19 protein-coding genes are annotated in these 22,232 nt (G+C 60.8%); 11 read left to right on the top strand and 8 right to left on the bottom strand.

The window, feature by feature from the left end; all coding sequences use genetic code 11:
- Nucleotides 1-153 precede the first annotated feature (153 nt).
- Nucleotides 154-549 carry a tetratricopeptide repeat protein gene (locus tag BLR16_RS06295; protein ID WP_003363891.1) on the top strand — a complete coding sequence of 132 codons (396 nt, stop codon included), beginning with the start codon at nucleotides 154-156 and terminating at the stop codon, nucleotides 547-549.
- A 203-nt stretch (nucleotides 550-752) separates the two neighbouring features.
- The gene (locus BLR16_RS06290) at nucleotides 753-1,112 is read left to right on the top strand and encodes a PilZ domain-containing protein (RefSeq protein ID WP_054082067.1); all 360 of its coding nucleotides are present in this window, start codon (nucleotides 753-755) and stop codon (nucleotides 1,110-1,112) included.
- Between the two features lie 28 nt (nucleotides 1,113-1,140).
- On the opposite strand, the gene BLR16_RS06285 is transcribed toward BLR16_RS06290, so the two are convergent.
- From BLR16_RS06285 to BLR16_RS06275, 3 genes are all read right to left on the bottom strand, one after another.
- Complete coding sequence (locus tag BLR16_RS06285; protein WP_054082068.1) at nucleotides 1,141-2,484, bottom strand: DUF58 domain-containing protein; 1,344 nt, start codon at nucleotides 2,482-2,484, stop codon at nucleotides 1,141-1,143.
- Nucleotides 2,481-3,539 carry an AAA family ATPase gene (locus BLR16_RS06280; protein ID WP_074805005.1) on the bottom strand — a complete coding sequence of 353 codons (1,059 nt, stop codon included), beginning with the start codon at nucleotides 3,537-3,539 and terminating at the stop codon, nucleotides 2,481-2,483. The genes BLR16_RS06285 and BLR16_RS06280 overlap by 4 nt, the downstream gene beginning before the upstream one ends.
- A 185-nt stretch (nucleotides 3,540-3,724) precedes the next feature.
- Complete coding sequence (locus tag BLR16_RS06275) at nucleotides 3,725-4,618, bottom strand: LysR family transcriptional regulator (protein ID WP_003363886.1); 894 nt, start codon at nucleotides 4,616-4,618, stop codon at nucleotides 3,725-3,727.
- A gap of 281 nt (nucleotides 4,619-4,899) precedes the next feature.
- Here BLR16_RS06275 and speB point away from each other — a divergent pair, with 281 nt between their 5' ends.
- From speB to BLR16_RS06235, 8 genes are all read left to right on the top strand, one after another.
- Nucleotides 4,900-5,859, top strand: coding sequence for an agmatinase (gene speB, locus BLR16_RS06270; RefSeq protein ID WP_044308907.1), 960 nt, complete (start codon nucleotides 4,900-4,902; stop codon nucleotides 5,857-5,859).
- Between the two features lie 369 nt (nucleotides 5,860-6,228).
- Nucleotides 6,229-7,731: a purine-cytosine permease family protein gene (locus BLR16_RS06265; protein ID WP_092194168.1), complete on the top strand. Its 1,503-nt coding sequence runs from the start codon at nucleotides 6,229-6,231 to the stop codon at nucleotides 7,729-7,731.
- A 42-nt stretch (nucleotides 7,732-7,773) separates the two neighbouring features.
- Nucleotides 7,774-8,634: a sugar phosphate isomerase/epimerase family protein gene (locus tag BLR16_RS06260; RefSeq protein WP_074804998.1), complete on the top strand. Its 861-nt coding sequence runs from the start codon at nucleotides 7,774-7,776 to the stop codon at nucleotides 8,632-8,634.
- On the top strand, nucleotides 8,631-9,665 hold the full coding sequence (locus BLR16_RS06255) for an isopenicillin N synthase family dioxygenase (RefSeq protein ID WP_054082073.1): 1,035 nt from the start codon (nucleotides 8,631-8,633) through the stop codon (nucleotides 9,663-9,665). Before BLR16_RS06260 ends, BLR16_RS06255 begins: the two co-directional genes overlap by 4 nt.
- Nucleotides 9,666-9,700: 35 nt before the next feature.
- Entirely contained in the window at nucleotides 9,701-10,495 is a 795-nt protein-coding gene (locus BLR16_RS06250; protein ID WP_003363874.1) for a transporter substrate-binding domain-containing protein, read from the top strand.
- Between the two features lie 174 nt (nucleotides 10,496-10,669).
- On the top strand, nucleotides 10,670-12,187 hold the full coding sequence (locus tag BLR16_RS06245) for an amino acid ABC transporter permease/ATP-binding protein (protein ID WP_074804995.1): 1,518 nt from the start codon (nucleotides 10,670-10,672) through the stop codon (nucleotides 12,185-12,187).
- Entirely contained in the window at nucleotides 12,184-13,785 is a 1,602-nt protein-coding gene (locus tag BLR16_RS06240; RefSeq protein ID WP_058416570.1) for a 5-guanidino-2-oxopentanoate decarboxylase, read from the top strand. Before BLR16_RS06245 ends, BLR16_RS06240 begins: the two co-directional genes overlap by 4 nt.
- Before the next feature lie 131 nt (nucleotides 13,786-13,916).
- A complete protein-coding gene (locus BLR16_RS06235) occupies nucleotides 13,917-15,344 on the top strand; it encodes an aldehyde dehydrogenase family protein (RefSeq protein ID WP_074804992.1) in 1,428 nt (475 codons plus the stop codon).
- A gap of 154 nt (nucleotides 15,345-15,498) precedes the next feature.
- Here the strand turns inward: BLR16_RS06235 and BLR16_RS06230 are convergent, their stop codons facing one another.
- Genes BLR16_RS06230 through BLR16_RS06215 form a run of 4 tightly spaced genes read right to left on the bottom strand, consistent with a single transcriptional unit; the run spans nucleotide 15,499 to nucleotide 19,991 of the window.
- Nucleotides 15,499-16,716 (bottom strand): DUF4350 domain-containing protein, encoded by a 1,218-nt coding sequence (locus BLR16_RS06230; RefSeq protein WP_074804989.1) that lies wholly within the window; start codon nucleotides 16,714-16,716, stop codon nucleotides 15,499-15,501.
- Nucleotides 16,713-18,302 carry a DUF4129 domain-containing protein gene (locus BLR16_RS06225; protein WP_074804987.1) on the bottom strand — a complete coding sequence of 530 codons (1,590 nt, stop codon included), beginning with the start codon at nucleotides 18,300-18,302 and terminating at the stop codon, nucleotides 16,713-16,715. The genes BLR16_RS06230 and BLR16_RS06225 overlap by 4 nt, the downstream gene beginning before the upstream one ends.
- On the bottom strand, nucleotides 18,289-19,269 hold the full coding sequence (locus tag BLR16_RS06220; RefSeq protein ID WP_058396746.1) for a stage II sporulation protein M: 981 nt from the start codon (nucleotides 19,267-19,269) through the stop codon (nucleotides 18,289-18,291). The genes BLR16_RS06225 and BLR16_RS06220 overlap by 14 nt, the downstream gene beginning before the upstream one ends.
- Entirely contained in the window at nucleotides 19,266-19,991 is a 726-nt protein-coding gene (locus BLR16_RS06215) for an RDD family protein (protein ID WP_074804984.1), read from the bottom strand. Before BLR16_RS06215 ends, BLR16_RS06220 begins: the two co-directional genes overlap by 4 nt.
- Before the next feature lie 180 nt (nucleotides 19,992-20,171).
- On the opposite strand from BLR16_RS06215, the gene sbcB reads away from it, so the two are divergent.
- On the top strand, nucleotides 20,172-21,602 hold the full coding sequence (gene sbcB, locus BLR16_RS06205; RefSeq protein ID WP_054082079.1) for an exodeoxyribonuclease I: 1,431 nt from the start codon (nucleotides 20,172-20,174) through the stop codon (nucleotides 21,600-21,602).
- 73 nt (nucleotides 21,603-21,675) lie between these two features.
- Here sbcB and mvaT read toward each other — a convergent pair whose 3' ends face one another.
- Nucleotides 21,676-22,056: a histone-like nucleoid-structuring protein MvaT gene (gene mvaT / locus BLR16_RS06200; protein ID WP_002554971.1), complete on the bottom strand. Its 381-nt coding sequence runs from the start codon at nucleotides 22,054-22,056 to the stop codon at nucleotides 21,676-21,678.
- Nucleotides 22,057-22,232 lie beyond the last annotated feature (176 nt).

The raw sequence follows: 22,232 nt of genomic DNA, 5'->3' as shown, positions 1-22,232 counted from the left end.
CAGCGAGAGGCTACTCCTGTCTGGGTCTTTAGTCATTGTTCCTTTGCACTACCGTGTCAGGGTCAGGGAGGGCAATCGGCTGACAACCGGCGCTCTATTGGCCTGAAGAAACAGGCCGTGACGCCGATACAGGGCAGAGAACAGGAGAGTCCCATGCGTATTGTAACGATTGTTGTATTACTGACTGCGCTCAGCGGTTGCACCCGCTGGGCGATGAATTCCAACCTTGATCACGCCTACCGTGCCTATCAGGAAGGTGATTGTGATCGGGTGATGCTCGATCTCTCCAAGGTCGAACGCCAGAGCCGCTCACGCCGTTATGTCCAGCCGGAAGTGTCGATGTTGCGCGGCCAGTGCCTGGAACGGCAGAAATTGTACGTCGATGCAGCGCAGACTTATCAATTTCTGATGGCCCAGTATCCAGAGAGCGAATACGCCTTCCGTGCACGCGCCAGACTCGACACGCTGGCACAAACGGGTCTTTATCCCAAGGCTCAGCCGGCCAGAACCATACCTGTACCTGTTCGAAACGCTCCTGTATCGAAATAATTACCCTCGTTTGAATGGAAGGCGTTGTGTTCGGGTGGCTTTCGAATAATTCTGAGCTAGGCTGAGGTCACACATTGGACGAGCTGCAGGGCACCGGGTCGAGGCTGTTTCCTGGATCGCTTCTGTAGTGCAGCGCAGTTGAAGTCCGCAACGAATACACGGTGTTGCCTGGGCGCAACACCCGACTCGGAAGGCAGCCTGCCATGTATAAAGAGCGGAAAATCGAACGCCATCAACTGCAGGATTATCTGCAGGTTTTCAATCGCCATACTGGCAAGCTGATGGGCTGTCTGGGGAATGTGTCCGGTGAGGGGCTGATGCTTATCAGCAGCCTGCCGATCCTGGTGGGCGCCAGGTTCGATCTGTGTCTGAAATTGCCGAATGGCAATGTCGGACAGCCCATCGACGTGAGCGCCACGTGCCTCTGGTGTAATGAAGATGAGACACCTGGCAGTTATGACTCCGGTTTTGAATTGTGCCAGGTCTCGACAGAGTATCTGGAGTTCGTGCAGCTGTTGCGACAGTACTTCTGTTTTTACCCTTCCTATGAAGCCTCTGCCTGAGGCTGCTGCCTGACGGGCAGGACGTCGTTCATAACGCCCCTGCCTTTTTCCAGCTCATGTAACGGTTGACCAGCTGTGGCCCCAGTTCTCCTGGTCGCGCATCCATGATCACGATGCCTTGCGCACTCAAACGGTCGTGCAGCGAAGTACGGGCGTTGAGAAAGTCGATTGTCCCGCAATAACTCAGCGCTTCATCGTACGTGTGTACCGGTGACTGACGCAGGCCGTCGAGCACTTCTTCGCGCAGACTGGCGATCAGTACCCGATGCTGTTTGCCAAGCTGTCTGGCGGCGGCCAGCAGCTCCTCATCGTCTTCATCGCGCAAGTTGGTCATCAACACCACCAGTGAGCGTCTCTTATGACGAACCATCAGCTGGCGCACAGCGGCGCTGTAGTCAGCGGGGCGCCGGGTGGTCTGCAGGTCATAGACCGAGTTGAGCACGCGATTCAACTGCCCGGGCCCCTTCACCGGCGCCAGATAACGATCCTGCTCGCCGGCAAAGGTCGCAATGCCGACAGAATCACCCTGACGCAGCGCGACATAACTCAATAGCAGGCAGGCGTTGAGCGCATGATCGAAGTGAGACAGTTCGCCGTCCTGACTGCGCATTCGGCGTCCGCAATCCAGCATGAAAACGATCTGCTGATCCCGCTCGTCCTGATACTCCCGTGCAATGGGCGCTCGCTGGCGGGCGGTAGCTTTCCAGTCGATCTGGCGCAGGCTGTCGCCCTCGCGAAACTCACGCAACTGGTTGAACTCCATGCCCAGCCCGCGACGTTGCAGCTGGCGCACACCCAGTTGGCTTAGCCAGTTATCCACCGCCACCAATTGCCCGCCGCAGAAGCGGGCGAAATCCGGATAGACCCGCGTGGTGCCGGGCACTGCCAGGTAGCGTCGTACTGTCCACAGGCGCAAAGGCCCCGGCAGGCTGATTTCGCACCGTTCAAACGTGAAATGACCCCGGCTTGAGGGGCGCAGGCGATAGCCGATGCTGCCTTTTCCGCGTGCGGCCAGGGTGAGGGACTGAGGCAGGTTTTCGTGTTCCAGCCCGTGCGGCACATGATCGAATAGCCGCACGGTAACGGGTCGGCCACCGTCGTGTTGCACGTCGAGTCGGGCTTCGTTCCAGCGGTCCAGCGCCAGACTGCCCGCCAGCTCGCGCTGCACGCGTGGCGAGGGGCTTCTGAGTAGCCAGATTGCATCCAGCAGGCTCACGGCAACGAGGGCCAGCAAGGCTCCCCAGTAAAGGTCATCGATTTTTGCCGGATACTCGATGCTCAGCGCACGAAGCGTGCCGAGCAGCAAGGCCACGCCCATCAGTCCGCCGAGGCAGCGCAGCAGCGTTATCGACGGCTTGAGGACCTGTGTCACAGGCGCGGGGCCGAGACCTGATCGAGGATCTGCCTGAGCACCTGATCCACCGACAGCCCTTCGATGTCCAGCTCCGGCGACAGCCTGACCCGGTGTCGCAGCACCGCCAGTGCACAGCCCTTGATATCGTCCGGGGTCACGAACTCGCCGCCACGCAATACGGCTCGGGCCCGCCCGCCACGCACCAGCGCAATCGAAGCACGGGGGCCAGCGCCCTGACTCAGACCCGGCCAGGTGCGCGTGCTGCGTGCCAGCCGCACGGCGTAGTCCAGCACCTGCTCATCGATGGGCAGTTCGCTGGCAATACGTTGCAACGCCTGAACCTCGCGGGCCTGCATGATGACCCTGAGCGGTCGCACGTCCAGCATGTCAGCCCGGGACGAGCGGGTGACCTGACGCACCATGTTCAGCTCTTCCTGCGCTTCGGGATAATCCATGCGCAGTTTGAGCATGAAACGATCCAGTTCGGCTTCAGGCAGTGGATACGTGCCTTCCTGTTCGATGGGGTTCTGGGTCGCCAGCACCATGAATGGCTGCGGGATCGGCAGGGCGCGCCCTTCAAGGGTGACTTGCCGCTCCTGCATCGCTTCGAGCAATGCGGCCTGGGTCTTGGCCGGTGCTCTGTTGATTTCGTCGGCCAGCAGCAGGTTGGTGAACAGCGGCCCCTTGCGCAGCTTGAACTGCTCGGTCTGCATGTCGTACACCGCATGGCCGGTGACATCGCTCGGCATCAGGTCCGGCGTAAACTGGATGCGGGCGAATTCGCAGCCGATACAACTGGCCAGCGCCCGAACCAGCAGCGTCTTGCCAAGCCCCGGAACACCTTCCAGCAGTACATGTCCGCCGCCGATCAGCGCGGTCAACACGTCGTCGATAACCGCATTTTGTCCGATCACGGCCTTTTGCAGCTCGTTGCGCAACGCCTGGGCCAGCTGGCTGGCGCGTTGACGCTGTTGCAACTGGGTGCTTGCCGCAACGGTCGGGCTGACAGGCTCGATGCAGGGCTCGATAAATGGCTCGGTGCTTACCGATGGGTCGGGCGTTTGCTCGCTCATGCGTTCCGGCGTCCTGTTGACGGTTGCCTGTGTTTATCGTCGGTAAATCAGGCGCTAAGCTGATTTGGCTTTTTTCAAGTTTCTCAGTGTGCTGAAAAGAGGGGGGAGCGGTCTACCACTCCGTGTGAAATTGCACTTGTACCCGGGTTATCTCCGAGCGCGACGATTGCCTCCGCTGCGCATTGTCACCCCGCCTCGAACCAGCCTTTGAGCCGATCACGAAAGCTCTGTATCAACGGTTCCCTCGATCTGCCCCTACGCAACGCCAGAGAAAACGGTGCCTGATAGCCGAACGTCGTCGGCAGCAACACCTTCAAGCGTTTCTGATCCGCCCAGAATTGCGCGTAATGCTCGGGCAGGTAGCCGATATACGCCCCCGACAGCACCAGAATCAGCTGGGCCTCCATCGACTCCACCGTAGCGGCGCTATGTTTGAACCCATGCCGCGCCAGTTCTGCCTGGCTCCAGTAGCCGCGTCCGACCATACGCTGCCGGGTGATCACTTCTGCCGGAATGCGGCGCTGGTCGAACAGTTCATGGCGATCGCTGCAATACAGCCAGTGTTGTTCGCGATAGAGAGCCTGATACATCAGGCCGCTCATACGAACCGAGAAGGCACCGATGGCCAGGTCCAGGCGATTTTCCTGTACGCCCAGTTGCAACTGCGCCGGGCTGAGAACACTCAGGTGCAAGTGCACGGCAGGGTGCTCCTTGCTGTAGGCGCCGATAACGTCCGCGAGCGGCAGGGCCGGGTCGCTGACAGTGGAGTCGAGAACGCCGAGGTTGAGGGTGCCGCGCAGTTCACCCTTGAGGGCAGCGCTGTAGCGTTCGAAGCCCTCCAGTTCAGCGAGCAGCCGCAGGGTTTCCTGGTGGAACAATTCGCCTTTGCTGGTCAGACTGAATCCACCGCGGCCCCGATGGCAGAGAACCAGACCAAGCTGGCTTTCGAGTTGGCTCATGTAGGTGCTGATTGCAGACGTGGAGAGGTTGAGCTCCTGCTGCGCGGCGGCGAAGCCCTGATGGCGCACAACGCTGGCGAAGATGCGCAGCAATTTGATGTCAGGCAGGACAGAGGACATTGGCGTCTCCGATGGCAGGCGCAGCGTGGCTCGGGTATTTCCGGTTCAGGCCGGCTGGCGTGTATCTATGTTCAGGCAGTGGGTATGTAACGTTCTTGCCGTGGGCTGAGCCCCTTCACGCAGGTGTAAAGCCGGCGGGAGTGTGGAGAGGATCAGGGGCAGAGTGTATCCATGGATAGTTTAGAAATCTCTGAACTGATTTTTTGTCTGCAGCGATTCTTCCGGCTGCCAGGCGTCACCAGAATGGCCTCACATTAATGACAACACGGTGAGGCACTCCTGTGGACACGACTTTCCACCAGCCCCTGAGCGGCAACGAGATGCCTCGTTTTGGCGGTATCGCCACCATGCTGCGTTTGCCGCATGTGCAGAGCGCTGAAGAGCTCGACCGGCTGAACGCCGCGTTTGTCGGCATTCCGCTGGACATCGGCACCTCGCTGCGTTCCGGCACTCGTTTCGGGCCACGGCAGATCCGCGCCGAGTCGGTGATGATTCGTCCTTACAACATGGCCACGGGGGCCGCGCCGTTCGATTCGCTGAACGTGGCAGACATCGGTGACGTGCCGATCAATACCTTCAACCTGCTGGACGCAGTACGCATTATCGAGCAGGAGTATGACCGGATTCTGGGCCACGACATCGTGCCGCTGACGCTGGGCGGCGATCACACGCTGACGCTGCCGATCCTGCGCGCCATCCACAAGAAGCATGGCAAGGTCGGGCTGGTGCATATTGATGCGCATGCCGACGTCAACGATCACATGTTCGGCGAAAAGATCGCCCATGGCACCACATTCCGCCGTGCGCAGGAAGAGGGCCTGCTGGACAGCAACCGTGTTGTGCAGATCGGTCTGCGTGCGCAGGGTTATACCGCTGAGGATTTCAACTGGAGCCGTAAACAGGGCTTCCGCGTCGTGCAGGCCGAAGAGTGCTGGCACAAGTCATTGACACCGCTGATGGCAGAAGTGCGCGAGAAGGTCGGCGGCGGTCCTGTGTATCTGTCGTTCGACATTGACGGTATCGACCCGGCCTGGGCGCCAGGCACCGGGACACCGGAGGTCGGCGGGCTGACCACGATTCAGGCGCTGGAAATCATTCGCGGTTGTCACGGGCTGGACTTGATTGGTTGCGATCTGGTCGAGGTGTCGCCGCCGTACGACACCACCGGCAACACCTCGCTGCTGGGTGCCAATCTGCTCTACGAGATGCTCTGTGTGCTGCCTGGTGTGATACGCCGGTGATTCGCGAAGCCGGGTTGATCCGTACGGCTGAGGAACGTCGTTGCAGGCGTGCGAGACGATTGTGTTCGGCTACGGCTGCGGGCAATGGCTGGCCTGGCACGCACGCTTGTCGGTGGTGACATCGGTTTAAGGACGGTTTGTTCGCAACAATAACAATGAGCACGACACACGTTTCATTCGCGGGAGCGAATGTGGTTCGCGAACCGGTGGGCAAGACTCACGCACCGGTGTAGTCGCGTGCTGACGTTGGAAGTGTGCCGGAAGTCGATTGAATGGAAAAACCCTCCGTCCGTGGTTAACGGGCGGCTATAAAGGGTCAGCGTGCCTGCGCTGGCCTTACAACAACCGTGACAGGCGCTGGAGCAACACATGAGCCATTCGACGCGTATCGAAACCTTTGGTGTGGAACAGATACCCGACACCCAACGCGATGCTTCCCCTATCGATCTGTTTCGTCTGATCTTCGGCGGTGCCAATACCTTTGCCACGGCGGTGCTGGGCAGTTTTCCGGTGTTATTCGGGCTGTCGTTCCAGGCCGGCGTCTGGGCGATCGTTCTGGGCGTGACAATGGGCGCGTTGATCCTCGCGCCGATGGGCCTGTTCGGTGCGATCAATGGCACCAACAACGCGGTATCTTCCGGCGCGCATTTCGGTGTGCACGGGCGCATCATCGGTTCGTTTCTGTCACTGCTGACCGCAGTGGCCTTCTTTTCCCTTTCGGTCTGGAGCTCTGGCGATGCGCTGGTCGGCGGCGCTCAGCGGCTGGTCGGCCTGCCGGAAAACAATACCAGCCTGGGGCTGGCCTACGGGCTGTTCGCAGTGCTGGCGCTGATCGTATGCATCTTCGGCTTTCGCTTCATGCTGTGGATCAACAAGGTCGCGGTCTGGGCATCCAGCCTGCTGTTTCTGTCGGGCATCCTGGCCTTTGCAGGGCCGTTCGATCCGGGCTATGCCGGCAGCGTCAATCTGCTGCAACCGGGCTTCTGGGCGGCCTTCACCGGGTCGGCCTTGCTGGCGATGAGCAACCCTGTTTCGTTCGGCGCCTTTCTCGGCGACTGGTCGCGCTACATCCCGCGCGACACCTCCAGATCGCACATCATGCTGGCAGTGCTCGCGGCTCAAGCCTGCACGCTGATCCCTTTTCTGTTTGGCCTGTGCACCGCGACGCTGGTCGCGACTCAGGCGCCGCAGTACATCGAGTCCAACAACTATGTCGGTGGCTTACTGGCGATTTCACCCGGCTGGTTCTTTTTACCGGTGTGCCTGATTGCGGTGATCGGAGGGCTGTCTACCGGCACCACGGCGTTGTATGGCACCGGACTGGACATGTCGAGCATGTTCCCGCGTCTACTCAACCGAGCCGCAGCCACGCTGTTGATCGGTGTGGCGGCGATTGCCTTTATTTTCATAGGTCGCTTCACCTTTAATCTGGTGCAGAGCGTGTCGACCTTCGCAGTGCTGATCATTACCTGCACCAGCCCATGGATGGTGGTGATGATCCTCGGCCTGATCAGTCGTCGCGGTTTTTACCACGCCGATGACTTGCAGGTGTTCACCCGTGGCCAGCGTGGCGGGCGTTACTGGTTTCACCACGGCTGGAACTGGCGCGGGCTGGGCGCGTGGATTCCGAGTGCGGCGGTGGGCCTGTGCTTTGTCAATCTGCCTGGCCAGTTTGTCGGGCCGCTGGGCGAGCTGGCCGCAGGCATCGACATCAGTCTGCCGATCACTCTGGGCCTGGCGGCGCTGCTGTACCTGACCTTGCTGCGCTCGTTTCCGGAGCCAGTGTCAGTGTATGGCCCCAAGGGGGCGCCCCCGATGCTGGGGCGCAAGGCCATCAGCAGCGCCACCCCGTCAGCCACCGCCCATTCGTGATCCGCGCTGTGCCACTGCGGGCACAGGCGGCGAGGTTTGCCCATGAAACTGGAACTCTTTCGCACACTGTGGGGCTATCACGGCACTTGGCAGCAGGCGCTGCTTGAGGCGCGTGAAGCGGGCTTCGAGGGCTTCGAGGCGCGCGTCCCCGAGCAGGCAGCCGAGCGTGCAGCGTTCGCGGCGTTCCTGCGGGATAACTGTGTGCCGTACATCGCCACTCTATTCACCTCCAGCCAAGTGCTGCCGGTGCAGGCGGCGACGCCTGCCGAGCATCTGGTGGATTTCGCCGGCAAGCTGCAACAGGCTGCCGAACTGGCGCCGCGGTTTGTCAATGTGCTGGCCGGCAACGACCGCTGGCCGCTGGCTCAGCAAGTGGATTTCTTTGGCGAAGCGCTGGAAATCGCCCGGCGCAGCGGCCTGACCTGCAGCTTCGAGACGCACCGCGCGCGCTCACTGTTCAACCCATGGCTGACCCTGCAATTGATCGAGCAGGTGCCGGATCTGCGTTTCACCAGTGATATCAGCCATTGGGTGGTGACCTGTGAGCGCTTGCTCGATGACCCGGCCGACGATCTCAGCGCTTTCGTCGAGCGTGTGCACCACATTCAGGCCCGGGTCGGTTATGACCAAGGGCCGCAAGTGCCGCACCCGGGCGCGCCGGAATACGCCGCCGCTCTGGCATTCCATCAGCAGCACTGGGCAGCGATCTGGCGCTCGCAGCGCGCCCGTGGCTTTGCCGGCACCACGCTGACGCCGGAGTTCGGGCCTGATGGCTACCTGCATCATTTACCGTTCACCAATGTGCCAGTAGCCGATCTGTGGGGCCTTAACGCCTGGATGGGCCGTACCGAGCGTGAACACTTTTCTGCGCTTTTCAACCGCCCGGGGAGCCTGCTGCCATGAGTCAACCTTCTGCTTTCACCCACGTTCCGCTGGTCGATATCCACGGCCTGTTCAGCGAACGTCTGGACGATCGCCAGGCAGTGGCCAAGGCTCTCGGCGAAGCGGCCCGGCGTGTGGGCTTTGTGTATATCACCGGTCACGGTATCGCGCCTGAACTGATCGAGAATCTGCACCGCGCTGCCGAGCAGTATTTCGCCCAGCCGCTGGACGCCAAGATGCGACATTACATCGGCGCTTCGCAGAGCCACAAAGGCTTCGTTCCCGAGGGCGAGGAAGTGTACGGGACTGGCAAGCCGGACCATAAAGAGGCGTTCGACATCGGCTTTGAAGTGCCCGCCGACAACCCATTGGTACTCGCCGGCACACCGCTGCTGGGGCCAAACGACTGGCCGGCCTTGCCGGGCTTTCGGGCGGCGGTGCAGGCCTACTATCAGGCGGTATTCGCCCTGGGGCATCAGTTGTTCCGCGGTTTTGCTCTGGCGCTTGACCTGGACGAGCATGCCTTCGATGACATGGCCCGCTTTCCACCTTCCAAGCTGCGCCTGATCCACTACCCGTTCGATGGCGATGCCCAGGACGCGCCAGGCATTGGCGCGCACACTGACTATGAGTGTTTCACCATTCTTCAGGCCGATCAGCCGGGTCTGGAGGTCATGAACGAGCGGGGTGAGTGGATCGATGCGCCGCCGGTGGAAGGGGCCTTTGTGGTCAATATCGGCGACATGCTGGAGGTAATGACCGCGGGTGCATTTGTCGCCACGGCGCACCGCGTGCGCAAGATCCAGCGAGAGCGTTATTCGTTCCCGCTTTTCTATGCCTGCGACTACCACACCCTGATCAAACCCCTGCCGCAGTTCGCGGACGGCGAGCAGAACTACGCGCCTGTCGCCATTGGCGAGCACATGTGGGCTCAGGCTTTGCAGACCTACCAATACCTTCGCCAGCGTGTTGCCGATGGGCAGCTTGCCCTGCCTCAGCACGCCAGAAAGCCTTCAAGCTTCGGGCACCTGAAAAACCAGAGCGTGACTTAGTGATCTGCCTTTTCCCTCAATCTGGAATGACGACTATGCCAAACACCACGTTTTCGCGCTTCGCCACATGTCTGTTGGGCCTGGCCCTGTTTGCCGGCAGCGTTCAGGCTGCGCCCACCGCCACACCCGGTACGCTGAAAGTCGGCATGGAGATTTCCTATCCGCCGTTCGAGTCCTACGAGGGTGACAAGGTGGTGGGTTTTGACCCCGAGGTGGCGAACGAGCTGGCCAGGCAACTGGGCGGTATGAAGGTCGAGTTCGTCGACACACGCTTTCCGAATCTGATCCTGGGCCTTAACGCCAACCGCTTCGACACCATCATTTCCGGCATGTACATCACTGATGAGCGGACCCGGCAGGCCGAGGCGATTCCCTATGCGCAGGTGGGCGCAGCCATCATGGTACGCAGCGACAGCACCGCGAAACCCCAGCAGCCTGAAGACTTGTGCGGCCTGAAGGTCGGTTTGCAGCAAGGCACCAACTGGATCAATCAGCTCAAGGCCGTGTCAGCCGATTACTGCGTCCGGCAGAACAAGGGCGAAATCGCGATCAGTGAGTTTCCGACCACGGCAGAGGCGTCGCAGGCACTGATCTCCGGCAATATTCAGGCACATCTGGAGATCTCGGCGGCGGCGAAAATGATCGTCGACAAGGCCCGTGGCCGCATCGTGATCAGTTCTGAAAAGTCCCTCTATCCGCAGACGCTGGGCATCTATGTGAAGAAGGGCAACGGCGAACTGATTGAAAAACTGCGCGATGTGGTCGAGCGCTACAAGCAGAGCGATGCGTACCGTGAGCTGCTGAGCAAGTACAACCTGGAACCGGCGTAAGTCACGGCTGCCCGCACACTTCACAGCAAGCGGCTTTTTGTCACGCGCGCATCGCGCAGCCGGCAAAGAGCTGCTTGCGCGAATGCGGTGCCTGTTTAACGGCCAGAGACGGTCCTGCGGCGACAGCGGTTCGCCGCTCGGCCTTCGCCATCCATCTGCTGCACCGAGGTCATCATGGCATTCGAATGGGCCTATTTTTTCTCGCTGTTCTCCGTACAGGCTCTCTGGAAAGCCTGCCTGACGGTGGTTCAGCTCAGCGTCCTGTCCTGGACGGCAGGTCTGGCACTGGGTTTCCTGCTGGCCAGCGCCAGGCTGTCGACGCATGCGTGGTTGCGCGTGCCGGCCAGTCTGTACATCTGGCTGTTTCGTAGCATCCCGTTGCTGGTGCTGCTGGTGTTCGTTTACAACCTGCCGCAACTGTTTCCGGCCTCAAGCAGTGTCTTGTCGCAACCGTTTTATTCCGGGCTGATCGCCCTGGTACTGACCGAAACGGCGTACATGGCCGAGATTCACAGAGGCGGGCTGCTGTCAGTGCTCAAGGGCCAGCGTGAAGCCGCCAGAGCGCTGGGCATTCGCGGTCTGGGCGCGCAGCGTCTGGTTGTCATTCCGCAGGCGATTCGTATATCGCTGCCAACGCTGACCAACGAATACGTGACCATCGTCAAACTGACGTCGCTGGTGTCGGTGATCTCGCTCAACGAGTTGCTGCTGGTTGGCCAGCGCCTTTACGCACAAAACTTTCTGGTGCTGGAAACCCTGGCGGCAGTAGCGATGTACTACGTGCTGATCGTCACGCTGTTTGGCTGGCTGTTGCAATGGGCCGAGCGTCATCTGGACTTGTCGCGCAAAAGCGCACAGACCCTGGAGGATGCGCAGACCGATGCCCTGCGCCAACCAGCAGGGTCTGGCAAGCCGCGTTGCGTGCCGGTTCCGGGGCAACCCGATGCCCTGCTGCTGCGCGGTATCCACAAGCGCTATGGCAACCACGAAGTACTCAAGGGCATCGACCTGCTGGTCAGGCCCGGTGAAGTCATTTCGATCATTGGTCCGTCCGGCTCCGGCAAGACTTCGTTGATCCGCACGATCAACAATCTGGAAAGCATCGATCAGGGCGAGATTGTCCTGTTCGGCAATGACTTCATTCGCGCAGGAGAACGCGCCGACTCTCCGGTGATCCGGCAGGGCATCCGGCGCATCGGTATGGTGTTCCAGAACTTCAACCTGTTCCCGCACCGTACCATTCTCGACAACGTCATTCTCGCGCCGCGTTATCACGGCCTGGCCAGCACCGCTCAATTGCGTCGCAAGGGCCATGCGCTGCTGGATCGTGTCGGGTTGCTGGCGCATGCCGACAAATACCCGCATCAATTGTCGGGCGGCCAGCAGCAGCGTGTGGCGATTGCCCGTGCGCTGGCGATGGAGCCGGACATCATGCTCTTCGACGAACCGACTTCGGCGCTGGACCCGGAGTTGGTCGGCGACGTGCTCAACGTCATTCGGGATCTGGCTGCCGAGGGCATGACCATGCTGATCGTCACTCATGAGATGGATTTCGCGTTGTCGATTTCCGATCGCATCGTGTTCATGGAGAACGGCCATGTGGTCACTGATGCCTCGCCCGCGACCATCCGCCAGGACGGCGATCCGCGCGTGCGACGCTTTATCGGCCTGGAACAGGAGCGCGCAGCATGACCACCTGTGGAGAGTTTCTGGTCAGACAACTGAGCGCCTGGGGCGTCGACACGGTATTCGGCATCCCCGGCGTGCATACGGTTGAGCTGTATCGCGGCTTGCCGGGCAGTGGCATTCGACATATCACGCCGCGCCACGAACAAGGCGCGGGCTTCATGGCCGACGGTTATGCACGGGTCAGCGGCAAGCCCGGGGTGTGCTTTATCATTACTGGCCCGGGCATGACCAATATCCTTACGGCAATGGGCCAGGCGTATGCGGACTCGATCCCGATGCTGGTGATTTCCAGCGTCAACGAACGTCATCGGCTGGGGCTGGGCAATGGCTATCTGCACGAGTTGCCGAACCAGCGCGCGATGGTCGCCGGGGTCAGTGCCTTCAGCCACACGCTGATGAGCGTCGAGGAACTGCCTGCGGTTCTGGCACGGGCCTTTGCCGTCTTCGACAGCCAGCGTCCACGGCCTGTACACATCGAGCTGCCGCTGGACATTATCGTCGCCAGCGCCGCGCACATGACACTGCAGCCGCGCCAGATCATCGATCGACCCGCGCCGGACCCTACAGCCATTGCCCGGGCCGCTGCACGGTTGCGCTCGGCCCGGCGTCCGCTGTTGCTGCTCGGCGGTGGCTGTGTCGCAGCGATGGAGCAAGTGCGCGAGCTGGCAGCCCGGCTGGATGCACCGACGGCCCTGACCATCAACGCCAAAGGCCTGCTGCCGGCCGGGCACCCGTTGCTGCTGGGCAGCAACCAGTCGCTGATGCCGGTTCGGCAATTGGCGCTGGACGCCGATGTGGTGCTGGCGATTGGCACCGAGCTGGGCGAGACCGATTACGATGTGGTGTTCGACGGCAATTTCAGGATTGGCGGCGAGTTGATTCGCATCGATATCGATGCCGGGCAGTTGACCCGCAACCATCCTCCGAGTCTGGCGATCCTCAGCGATGCCACTGCGGCAATAAGTGTCTTGCTTGCCGAGTTGCCAGTGCGTGCGGCCAATAAAGCCAGCCCGGGTGCTCAACGAACCGCAGCGGCGCAGGAGCAACTGGCCGAAGGCTTCAGCGCCTGGGCACACTACCGAAAACTGTTCGAGTGCGTGCTTGAAGTGCTGCCCGAGGCGCGTTTTGTCGGCGATTCGACGCAGACGGTGTACAGCGGCAATCACCTGGTCGAGCTGGACAGCCCACGTCGCTGGTTCAATGCCTCTACCGGTTACGGCACCCTGGGCTACGGCTTGCCTGCGGCCATCGGGGCCAGACTGGCTGAGCCCTCGCGCGCGGTGATCAGCCTGATGGGCGACGGCGGCATTCAGTTCACCCTGCCGGAACTTGCCAGCGCCGTGGAGGCGCGGGTCGGCATTATTGTGTTGTTGTGGAATAACCAGGGCTACGGCGAGATCAAGCGCTACATGGAGCGCCGCGACATCACGCCGCTGGGCGTGGACATCCATACGCCGGACTTTCTGACCATCGCCCGAGGGTTCGGCTGTGTGGCTGAACGTGCTCGGGATTACCAGCACCTGCAGGCGCTGCTGCGTGAAGCGCCGGATGACCGGCCGCTGATTATCGAAATCGAAGAGGCGCCGCCGTTTGCGCCTTGAGCCGCCACGCGTCGTCACCGCCGCCGCTGCGAGCCAATCCGCTTCAGCCGCAAATCGGTGGCGTCTGCCTGGCGGATAAAGCCTGCCCGTTGCAATTGCGCCCTGCATGGGATTCTTGATGGAGCTCTGCCATGAACACCCCGCATTACATCAACGGTCGTTGGCTGGAAGGCCAGGGTGCCGACGTTCTGATCGTCCACGAGCCCGCTCTGGGCCAGCCCTTCGCCGAAGTGATCAGCGCCAGCAGCGCGCAGGTCGATCAGGCTGTCGCCGCTGCCCGCGCCGCGCTTCCCGTCTGGAAAAATACGCCTGCTGCCGAACGTGCCTCATTGCTGCGCGGCTTTGCTGATCACCTCGCGCAGCGCCGCGAAGCCTTGATTGCGCTGCTGATGCGCAATAACGGCAAGCCTCGTCATGAAGCCGAAGTCGATCTGGATGACGCCGTGGCAACGTTCAGTTACTTCGCCCACCTGATCGAGGCTCAGCCCACCCATCGCGAGGTTGAACTGGCCGCCTCCGGCTTTACTTCGCGTACCCGCCTGGAGCCGGTGGGCGTAGTGGGTCTGATCGTGCCGTGGAATTTTCCGCTGGTCACCAGTGCCTGGAAACTCGCTCCGGCGTTGGCTGCCGGTTGCACTGTGGTGCTCAAGCCCTCGGAGGTCACGCCCCTGATCGAGCAGGTTTACGGCGAAATTGCCGACGCGCTCGGCTTGCCCGCCGGAGTGCTGAATATCGTCAGCGGCAGGGCTGATACCGGCGCAGCGTTGAGCAACCATCCAGGTCTGGACAAGCTGTCGTTCACCGGCAGCAGCGGTGTGGGCCGCCAGGTCATGCACAGCGCAGCGGCGTATTGTCGCCCGGTGACGCTGGAGCTGGGCGGTAAATCCGCGATTATCGTATTCGACGATTGCGACCCGGATCAGGCGGTGGAATGGATCGTCGCAGGCATTTGCTGGAACGCCGGGCAAATGTGCTCGGCCACCTCGCGGTTGTTGGTTCAAGAGGGCATCGCCGAGGCATTGATTCCTCGTTTGCAGAAGGCATTCGAAGCGCTGCGGGTCGGTAATCCGCTGACTGAAGACGTCGACATGGGACCACTGAGCAGTGAGGCGCAGTGGCACAAGGTCCGTGAGTATTTCACTGTTGCCCGGGAGGAGGGTATGCAGTGTCTGACCGGTGGAACAGCACTGGCACGTGATGGTTGGTTCGTCAGCCCGACGTTGTACCGCGACGTGCCTGTCAGCAGTCGCCTGTGGAGTGAAGAAATCTTTGGTCCGGTGCTGTGCCTCCGCTGTTTCAGCACTGAACAGGAAGCTGTCGACCTGGCCAATGACAGCTGCTTTGGGCTGGTGGCGACGGTTGCCAGTGCTGATATCGAGCGCGCCGAACGGGTGGCCGATGCGCTGGAAGTAGGGCATGTGTGGATCAACTCGATCCAGGCGGTATTTGTCGAAACGTCGTGGGGCGGCAACAAGGGCAGCGGTATCGGGCGTGAGCTCGGGCCTTGGGGACTGGCGGCCTATCAGGCGGTGAAGCATGTGACCCGGTGCCTGGGGTAGGTCTCTTTCTGCCTGGAAAGAGCCTCCCTTTATTCTTTATACGCTGCTGGACGTGGTTTATCGGACAGGGCTCACTGGAATGATCCCTATTCGGCCTGGCATTCACACACCGGGTGATTGATGTACAGAAAAACGGCCCTCTGCGGGTGCCGGGTTACAAGGCATTCCTGAGCGTTTGCAGGTGGGCTACCTGGCGGGTGAATTCGCTGTGTGACAGGCGTTGCGGCGGGCGAGGGCGCAGTGCGTCGCTGATGGCGCTGGTGGGCTGACGGGTCAGGCGTGCAAGCACTTGCCACTGTTCGGCAACGACCAGCCGCTCGAAACCGGGATGCAGTTGGCGGGCGCGACGCAGGATGTCCTGTTGCAGGCGTTTGATCAGCGCCTGCTGCCCGGTGTGTTTGCGCAGGAACTCGGCGCTGGCGCGCAGGTGCTCGGTCAGTTGGCGGCGTGCAAGTGGCGCGGGCCTGCGCAACGGGCCCTCGCGCAGACCGATGTGCCAGAGACCCAGGCCGATCAGCAGTGCCAGCGTCAGCAGCGCCTGACGATAGTTGCGCAGCAACAGGCTCAGCAGGTTGTCGTGTTCGGTTTGCAGCACCAGGGTCACTTGGCTGTCCTGCGTCAGATACCAGAGCAGCCAGGCATTGTCATAGTGGCCGATCGAGCGGGTTTTCCACAGGTTGGCGTCCGTGACGACGGTGATCAGCCCGTTGCCCCGGCTTATTTGCAGCAGGTGTGTGGCATCGGCGCTGTTGGCCCAGGATTGAGCGTGATCTTCCGGGTCTTCGAGGTGAAACGCTGGATCGAAACTCATGTAGGCCGGGGCGCTTTCGTTTTCCAGGTACAGGCGGGTCAGCTCCGGCCAGGGCATTTTCTTGCGTTTGGGGGCGGGCGTCATCAGCGGGATGGGCAGTGGCGGCTGAGCGTCGGTCAACTGCTGTTCCTTGGCATTGATGTCTTTGGTGAGGTACTGATGAATCTGCAGACTGTCCAGCAGCAGATCGCCGCTGCGGCCTTTTTGTTCGTCCCAAAGTTGTTCGGCGACGAACAGCAGGTGCCCGCCTGCCTCGGCCCAGTTCAGCAGCTTTTGGGTTTGCGCCGGGGTCATGTCTTCCCGGTCATCGAGCAGCAGCAGGGTCTGGGTGCTCTGAGTCGGGTCGGGAAGTTGAGCCAGCGTGTCGATGGTATTGACCGTGATGGAGCGGCCACGCAGAAAATGTTCGGCCGCCAGCCAGGGATTGGCCTTCGCCTGTGGCGAGGGGCCCTGATCGACCGTTTTCTCGTAGCGCTCGAGCTGAGTGCTCAGAAACAGCGCGCCGCCTGCCAGCAGCAACAGGGCCAGCAGCCCGATCAGCAGGCCGGTGCGGCGGCTCATGGCTGCGCTGCCTGGCTGAACAGACGACGCCAGCCATCGCAGAGTTCCTGCCGGGCATGGGCCGGTGGCAGGCGATGTCCATAGGCGAGGTTCTGCCAGTGCAGGGTCAGCGTGTGGCTGAACTCACTCAGCCGCGGCTGGTTGAGCGCGGCGATACGTTCCAGCACCTGACTTTCGGTATCGGCATTTTTTAATGGCAATCGATAGTCGCTCAGCAAGCGGCTGAGCAGGGCGCGGTACAACAGACCCAGCGCTTCGCGAGGCTGGCTGTTCCAGAGCTGTTCGGCCCGGCCGGCAACATCGTCGGGCAGGCTTTCGGCACTGACTTGCAGGCCGAAAAGTTGCTCCGGCGCCGGGCGGGTGGTTTTTACCTTGCTGACCTCTCGGCCTGCGAAGGTCCTGAACCAGTCCCGATAACGGAAGATCACCAGCCCCACAAGCACGATGACCACGGCCCACAGCAGCACTTCAATCAGGCTGGCCAGGGCGCTCGCTGCGCGCAGAAGCCGATTGAGCCAGGTCATCAGCCAGCTCTGGTCGCGCGTGTCCCGAGCCGCAGACTGGCCTTTCTGTTTTTCAGGAAAGCGCCAGCCGGTTTCAGTCTTTGGATTACGGAAGGGCGGTTGTTGCAGAACGTCCTGGATCTGGCTGCGTGCCGCTTCGCTGGTCAGGGACTGGCGGGTCAGGCGCGGTGTGTCGGGCGCGGCCATGGACGGGTCAGGGTCCGTCTGAGCGGTTTCCGGAAATGGGCAGCTGTAGCTGGGTTGATCGGCCCAAGCCGGTGCTGGCGCTGCAGAAAGTACCAGCCCGACGCCCATCAACACCGCATAGGCCGTGCCGATCAGGCGCTGCCGCAGGCGCCGGAAGATCAGCTCTATATCCCAGGCTTCAAGAACCGTGCGGCGATTCAAATACAGGGTGAAGCCGCAGGCGACATACACAGGCTCCCAGATGACCAGCGCCAGGGCATAGAAAAGGTTGGTCAGGTGGTCGATCCACAGCCACTGGTTTTCAACGTCGAGCAGACTCATCCAGTGCCAGTCGATCTGGATCTGCTGCGGTATCAGGGCGTAGAGCAGGATCAGCAGGCCTATCCACAGTGCGTATTCCAGGTGTGCGCCAACGATGGTGAGCAGCTGTGCGGCACGCAGGTCTTTCTGGCTGAGCAGGCTGATGCGCAGGGCGCGCTCGGTACCTGCCAGATGTTCCAGTTGCTGCACCGGCAGTTGGAAACTGCGACTCAGGGAAAGACGTCGCCACAGGAGGCTGGGCAGCAGTTGCTCCTTCAGGGTCGCCGGCCATGCCTTGAGGGCCTGTCGTAATGTCGGCGTGGCACCGAACAGTGACTGCGAAAGGATCAGCAGCGGCAACCGTTCGAACGCAGGTTTGAGCCACCAGAACAGCAGGATGGCGGCCGTGGGGTAATCCCAGAGCAACGCACTGAGGATGCCGAAAAAGGGCAGGGTGACGATCGCCCAACTGCTCATCAGCACGCGGCGGTGCCGCCCGGCGAGCAGCACGCCCAGGTCGATGGCTTCCCAGGGCAAGCGCGGGCGTATGGCAACGGTCGACTCAGTCAGGCGCATGAGGTGTACGTCCTGCCAGAGTCAGATACGCGGCCACCATCACCCACAGGACGGTACCTGTCACGTACTTGAGAAGTGGTCCGGGCCAGGTCATCGATGACCAGTACGCCTCGATGAAGGCTGCGATCAGCAGAAACAGGATTACCCCGCCGACCAGTTGCATGCTGGCCCGCGCGGCGATGCGCAGCGCGGCACTGCGCTTCAGCCTTCCGGGGGCCAGCAAGGCCCAGCCCAGCTTGAGACCCGCCGCCCCGGCGAGGGCGATGGCCGTCAGCTCGAAGGCGCCGTGACCAATGACGAAGGGCCAGAAGGTCTGTCCGTATCCGATGTCTGTCAGGTGCCCGGCGATTGCGCCGGTCATCAACCCGTTGAAGAGCAGGAAGAACAGGCTGCCCAGTCCGAACAGCAAACCGCTGGCATAGGTCTGGAAGGCGATACCGATGTTGTTCATGATGTAGTAGCCGAACATCATCCAGTCCGTATCGGAACCCCGCTCGACGGGCTGTCCGACCCGGCTGGCCGACGGGTCATACATGCTCTGCATGTCTGCCAGTTGTTCGGGGCTGACGACGCTGTAGATCAGTTGTGGAAAACCATACACCAGCAACGCCATGCCGATCAGGCTGCCGAACAGCAGCAGGCTGGCAACCAGTACAAAGCGCCACTCGGCCCGCACGCGTCGCGGAAAGCCGCTCAGAACGAAGCTCAGCAGTCGTACCCCGGCAGTGCTGCGGTGACGGTAGAGTTGCTGGTGACCGCGCATGGCCAATTGGTGCAGGGGGTCGACCAGATGGCTGCTGTAGCCGCGCTCCTGGGCCAGCGCCAGATGGTGGCAGAGGCGTCGATAATCGCCGGGAAAGCTCTCGCCGTCGCTGACATCGCCCTTGCCCTGTTCAAGGGCCGTCAGGCGCTGCTCAAAGCGTTGCCACTCCTGCTGATGGCGGGTTTCAAACAGGCTCTGCTTCATGTCGGCCCCAGCAGGTTGTGGGCGATGCCGTTGACATGAGCGACCGCCGTGTCGGCGGGGATACGCAAGGGTTCGGCAAGGATGGCCGCCAGTTCCTGGGTTCGTGCGCTGGACAGTTCACCCTGCCGCTCTGCCAGGCCGAGCACCGCCCGCTGTTCATCCAGATGCAGGGCAAAGGGCACCATGACCGGTTCGGCCTGCGGCAGGGTAGGGCGCGCCACCGGCCGGTCGCTGTAAATCACCAGCGTTCCGGCGGCGAGATCACCCAGCCGTTTGAATAGCGGATGGTTCAGACAAGTGATCGCCCCCAGCCCGTAGCCCAGCGGGAGCATGTCGACGAAGCGCAGCAGATTGCGGATCAGCGACGAAGACCAGTCTATGGGCGTGCCGTCGTCATGCACCACCCGCAGCCCGAGCAGGCGCTTTCCGGGTGTGCGTCCCTGGTTGAGCACTTCAAACAGCACCATGTACCACCAGTTCAGCAGAAAAAACACCAAAGCGGCCAGACCCATGCCGAGCTTGTCGAACAGTTGCAGAAGCACAAAGAACACGCCGATGAGGGCTGCGCGAATAGCAAAGTCGATGCCGAACGCCAGTGCGCGGGAAACCAGCCCGGCAGGGCGCAGAAGCATGTCGATGCCTTCTGGCGTTTCGATTTCAATGCGCGTGTCCAGTGGCGTGGGCAGCGCTGCATTCCTTGGCGAAGCGGGACGGGATGACATTGTCGGAAGGACGCGCCTGAAAACGAAAACTGATGCTAGCTACCGCAGCGGAGCTAAGCAACCGACCATTCAATACGCGGGCCGTAAGAAAACATTTCCCGGTGCGCCGGATACGACCCGATTAGCCAATGACACCTGTCACGCCCTACACTTCGCGGGTCTTTTGTTCAGGATCAGCCCGTGACTTCCAGCATCTTCTGGTACGACTACGAAACCACCGGTATCAACCCGCGCAATGATCGTGCGCTGCAGATGGCCGGGATTCGCACGGATACCGACCTCAATGAAATCGCGGCTCCGGTCAATCTGCACTGCCAGCTCAGCGATGACATCCTGCCTCATCCTGCCGCCTGCATGATTACCGGAATCACTCCAGCCACGCTGGTAGAAAAAGGCTTGTGCGAGGCCGATTTCATGACGCGCGTACATGCCGAACTGTCGGCACCGGGTACCTGTGGCGCGGGTTACAACACCTTGCGTTTTGATGACGAAGTCACGCGCTACAGTTTTTATCGCAACTTCTTCGACCCCTATGCCCGCGAATGGCAGGGGGGCAACAGTCGCTGGGATCTGATCGATGTTGTCCGGGCTGCCTATGCATTGCGCCCCGATGGCATTGTCTGGCCGGAACAGGACGGTCGGGTCACGCTGAAACTGGAGCGGCTGACGGCTGCCAATGGTATTGATCATGGACAGGCGCACGACGCGTTATCCGATGTGCGTGCAACTATTGCTCTGGCCCGTTTGATTCGTGAAAAGCAGCCGAAGCTTTATGACTATTTGTTTGCATTGCGCAGCAAACAGAAAGTCCAGGAGCAGGTTCGCCTGATGCAGCCTCTGGTGCATATTTCCGGACGCTTTTCTGCGGCGCGCAATTACCTCGGCGTGGTGCTGCCGTTGGCATGGCACCCGCATAATCGCAATGCGCTGATCGTGTGTGATCTGCACCTGGATCATTCACCGTTGTTGCACGAGGACGCTGAAATACTCAAACGGCGTTTATATACGCGGCACGATGCGCTGGGCGACGGCGAATTGCCCGTGCCGCTCAAACTATTGCATATAAACCGCTGCCCGGTGATCGCGCCGCTGGGGGTGCTGCGTAGCGAAGATCAGCAGCGGCTGCAACTGGACATGGCCGGCTATCAGGCACGCGCGACGCAATTGAGTGAACACCGCGAAGTTTGGCACGATAAACTGGCGGCCGTTTACGGCAAGGACGATTTCGCCGCAAGTGAAGATCCCGAACAGCAGTTATATGATGGTTTTATGGGGGACCGTGATCGTCGACTGTGTGAGCAAGTTCGGCAGGCCGAACCCGAACAATTGGCGCGTGACGCCTGGCCGTTTGATGATGCCCGATTGCCTGAATTGTTATTCCGGTATCGCGCTCGTAACTTTCCTGACACCTTGAGTGGCGAAGAGCAAACACGCTGGCGGGATTTCTGTCAGCAGCGATTGCGCAGCCCGGAATGGGGCGCTCCCAACACCCTGCATGACTTTACGGCCGCATTGATAAAATGCTCCCTTAGTGCCGCGCCAGAGCAGTTGGAGGTGTTGCGGCAATGGCAGGATTATGCAAACGAACTGAGTAACCGTCTGGGCGTATAGAAAATACCGGGCAATAAAAAACGCCAGCAAGCTGGCGTTTTTGCAATCGCGATGAACCGCGACCTTGTGAAGCTTAGCCCAGCAAAGTGGCCCAGCTTTCAACGTCGTCGCTGCCCCACTTGGCTTTCCACTCTTTCAGCGTCTTGTGGTTGCCACCTTTGGTTTCGATGACTTCACCGTTGTGCGGGTTCTTGTATTGCTTGACCTTGCGCGCGCGTTTGGTGCCGGCAGGTTTAACAGCGCCGCCACGAGGGGCCTTGTTTACCTTGGCATCCGGATCCAGCAGGGCAATGATGTCACGCAGCGACTTTTGGTATTCGCCCATCAGCGTGCGCAGTTTGCCTTCGAATTCCAGCTCGGTTTGCAGTTTGTCGTCTTGCGACAGGTTCTTCAAACGGGCTTGCAGTTCTTTGATGGCTTCTTCTGTGGCGCGGTATTCGTTGATCAGGGACATGAGGAGACCTTATGTTGTGAGGGTTGCAGGGATACAGTGCGGCAATAATAGTCACTGTAAATGAGCAAGTAAACATTAAATAAAAGTTTTATTTGAATTATTTAGCAATATACACGCGTCCTACAGACCTCTGAACTAGGGGTGGGCCGTGCGTCCTTCAAAAGATCGCCGCTATA

This window comes from Pseudomonas sp. BS3767, from assembly GCF_900099665.1.
Lineage (GTDB): Bacteria > Pseudomonadota > Gammaproteobacteria > Pseudomonadales > Pseudomonadaceae > Aquipseudomonas > Aquipseudomonas cerasi.
This window is presented reverse-complemented; position numbering and strand designations above follow the sequence as displayed.

Coding starts and splice junctions, on each gene's coding strand:
- BLR16_RS06260 (WP_074804998.1), top strand. CDS start 7,774: ATGAAACTGGAACTCTTTCGCACACTGTGGGGCTATCACGGCACTTGG.
- BLR16_RS06250 (WP_003363874.1), top strand. CDS start 9,701: ATGCCAAACACCACGTTTTCGCGCTTCGCCACATGTCTGTTGGGCCTG.
- mvaT (WP_002554971.1), bottom strand. CDS start 22,056: ATGTCCCTGATCAACGAATACCGCGCCACAGAAGAAGCCATCAAAGAA.
- BLR16_RS06230 (WP_074804989.1), bottom strand. CDS start 16,716: ATGAGCCGCCGCACCGGCCTGCTGATCGGGCTGCTGGCCCTGTTGCTG.
- BLR16_RS06215 (WP_074804984.1), bottom strand. CDS start 19,991: ATGTCATCCCGTCCCGCTTCGCCAAGGAATGCAGCGCTGCCCACGCCA.
- BLR16_RS06235 (WP_074804992.1), top strand. CDS start 13,917: ATGAACACCCCGCATTACATCAACGGTCGTTGGCTGGAAGGCCAGGGT.
- BLR16_RS06240 (WP_058416570.1), top strand. CDS start 12,184: ATGACCACCTGTGGAGAGTTTCTGGTCAGACAACTGAGCGCCTGGGGC.
- BLR16_RS06220 (WP_058396746.1), bottom strand. CDS start 19,269: ATGAAGCAGAGCCTGTTTGAAACCCGCCATCAGCAGGAGTGGCAACGC.
- BLR16_RS06295 (WP_003363891.1), top strand. CDS start 154: ATGCGTATTGTAACGATTGTTGTATTACTGACTGCGCTCAGCGGTTGC.
- BLR16_RS06280 (WP_074805005.1), bottom strand. CDS start 3,539: ATGAGCGAGCAAACGCCCGACCCATCGGTAAGCACCGAGCCATTTATC.
- BLR16_RS06290 (WP_054082067.1), top strand. CDS start 753: ATGTATAAAGAGCGGAAAATCGAACGCCATCAACTGCAGGATTATCTG.
- BLR16_RS06255 (WP_054082073.1), top strand. CDS start 8,631: ATGAGTCAACCTTCTGCTTTCACCCACGTTCCGCTGGTCGATATCCAC.
- BLR16_RS06265 (WP_092194168.1), top strand. CDS start 6,229: ATGAGCCATTCGACGCGTATCGAAACCTTTGGTGTGGAACAGATACCC.
- BLR16_RS06225 (WP_074804987.1), bottom strand. CDS start 18,302: ATGCGCCTGACTGAGTCGACCGTTGCCATACGCCCGCGCTTGCCCTGG.
- BLR16_RS06275 (WP_003363886.1), bottom strand. CDS start 4,618: ATGTCCTCTGTCCTGCCTGACATCAAATTGCTGCGCATCTTCGCCAGC.
- BLR16_RS06245 (WP_074804995.1), top strand. CDS start 10,670: ATGGCATTCGAATGGGCCTATTTTTTCTCGCTGTTCTCCGTACAGGCT.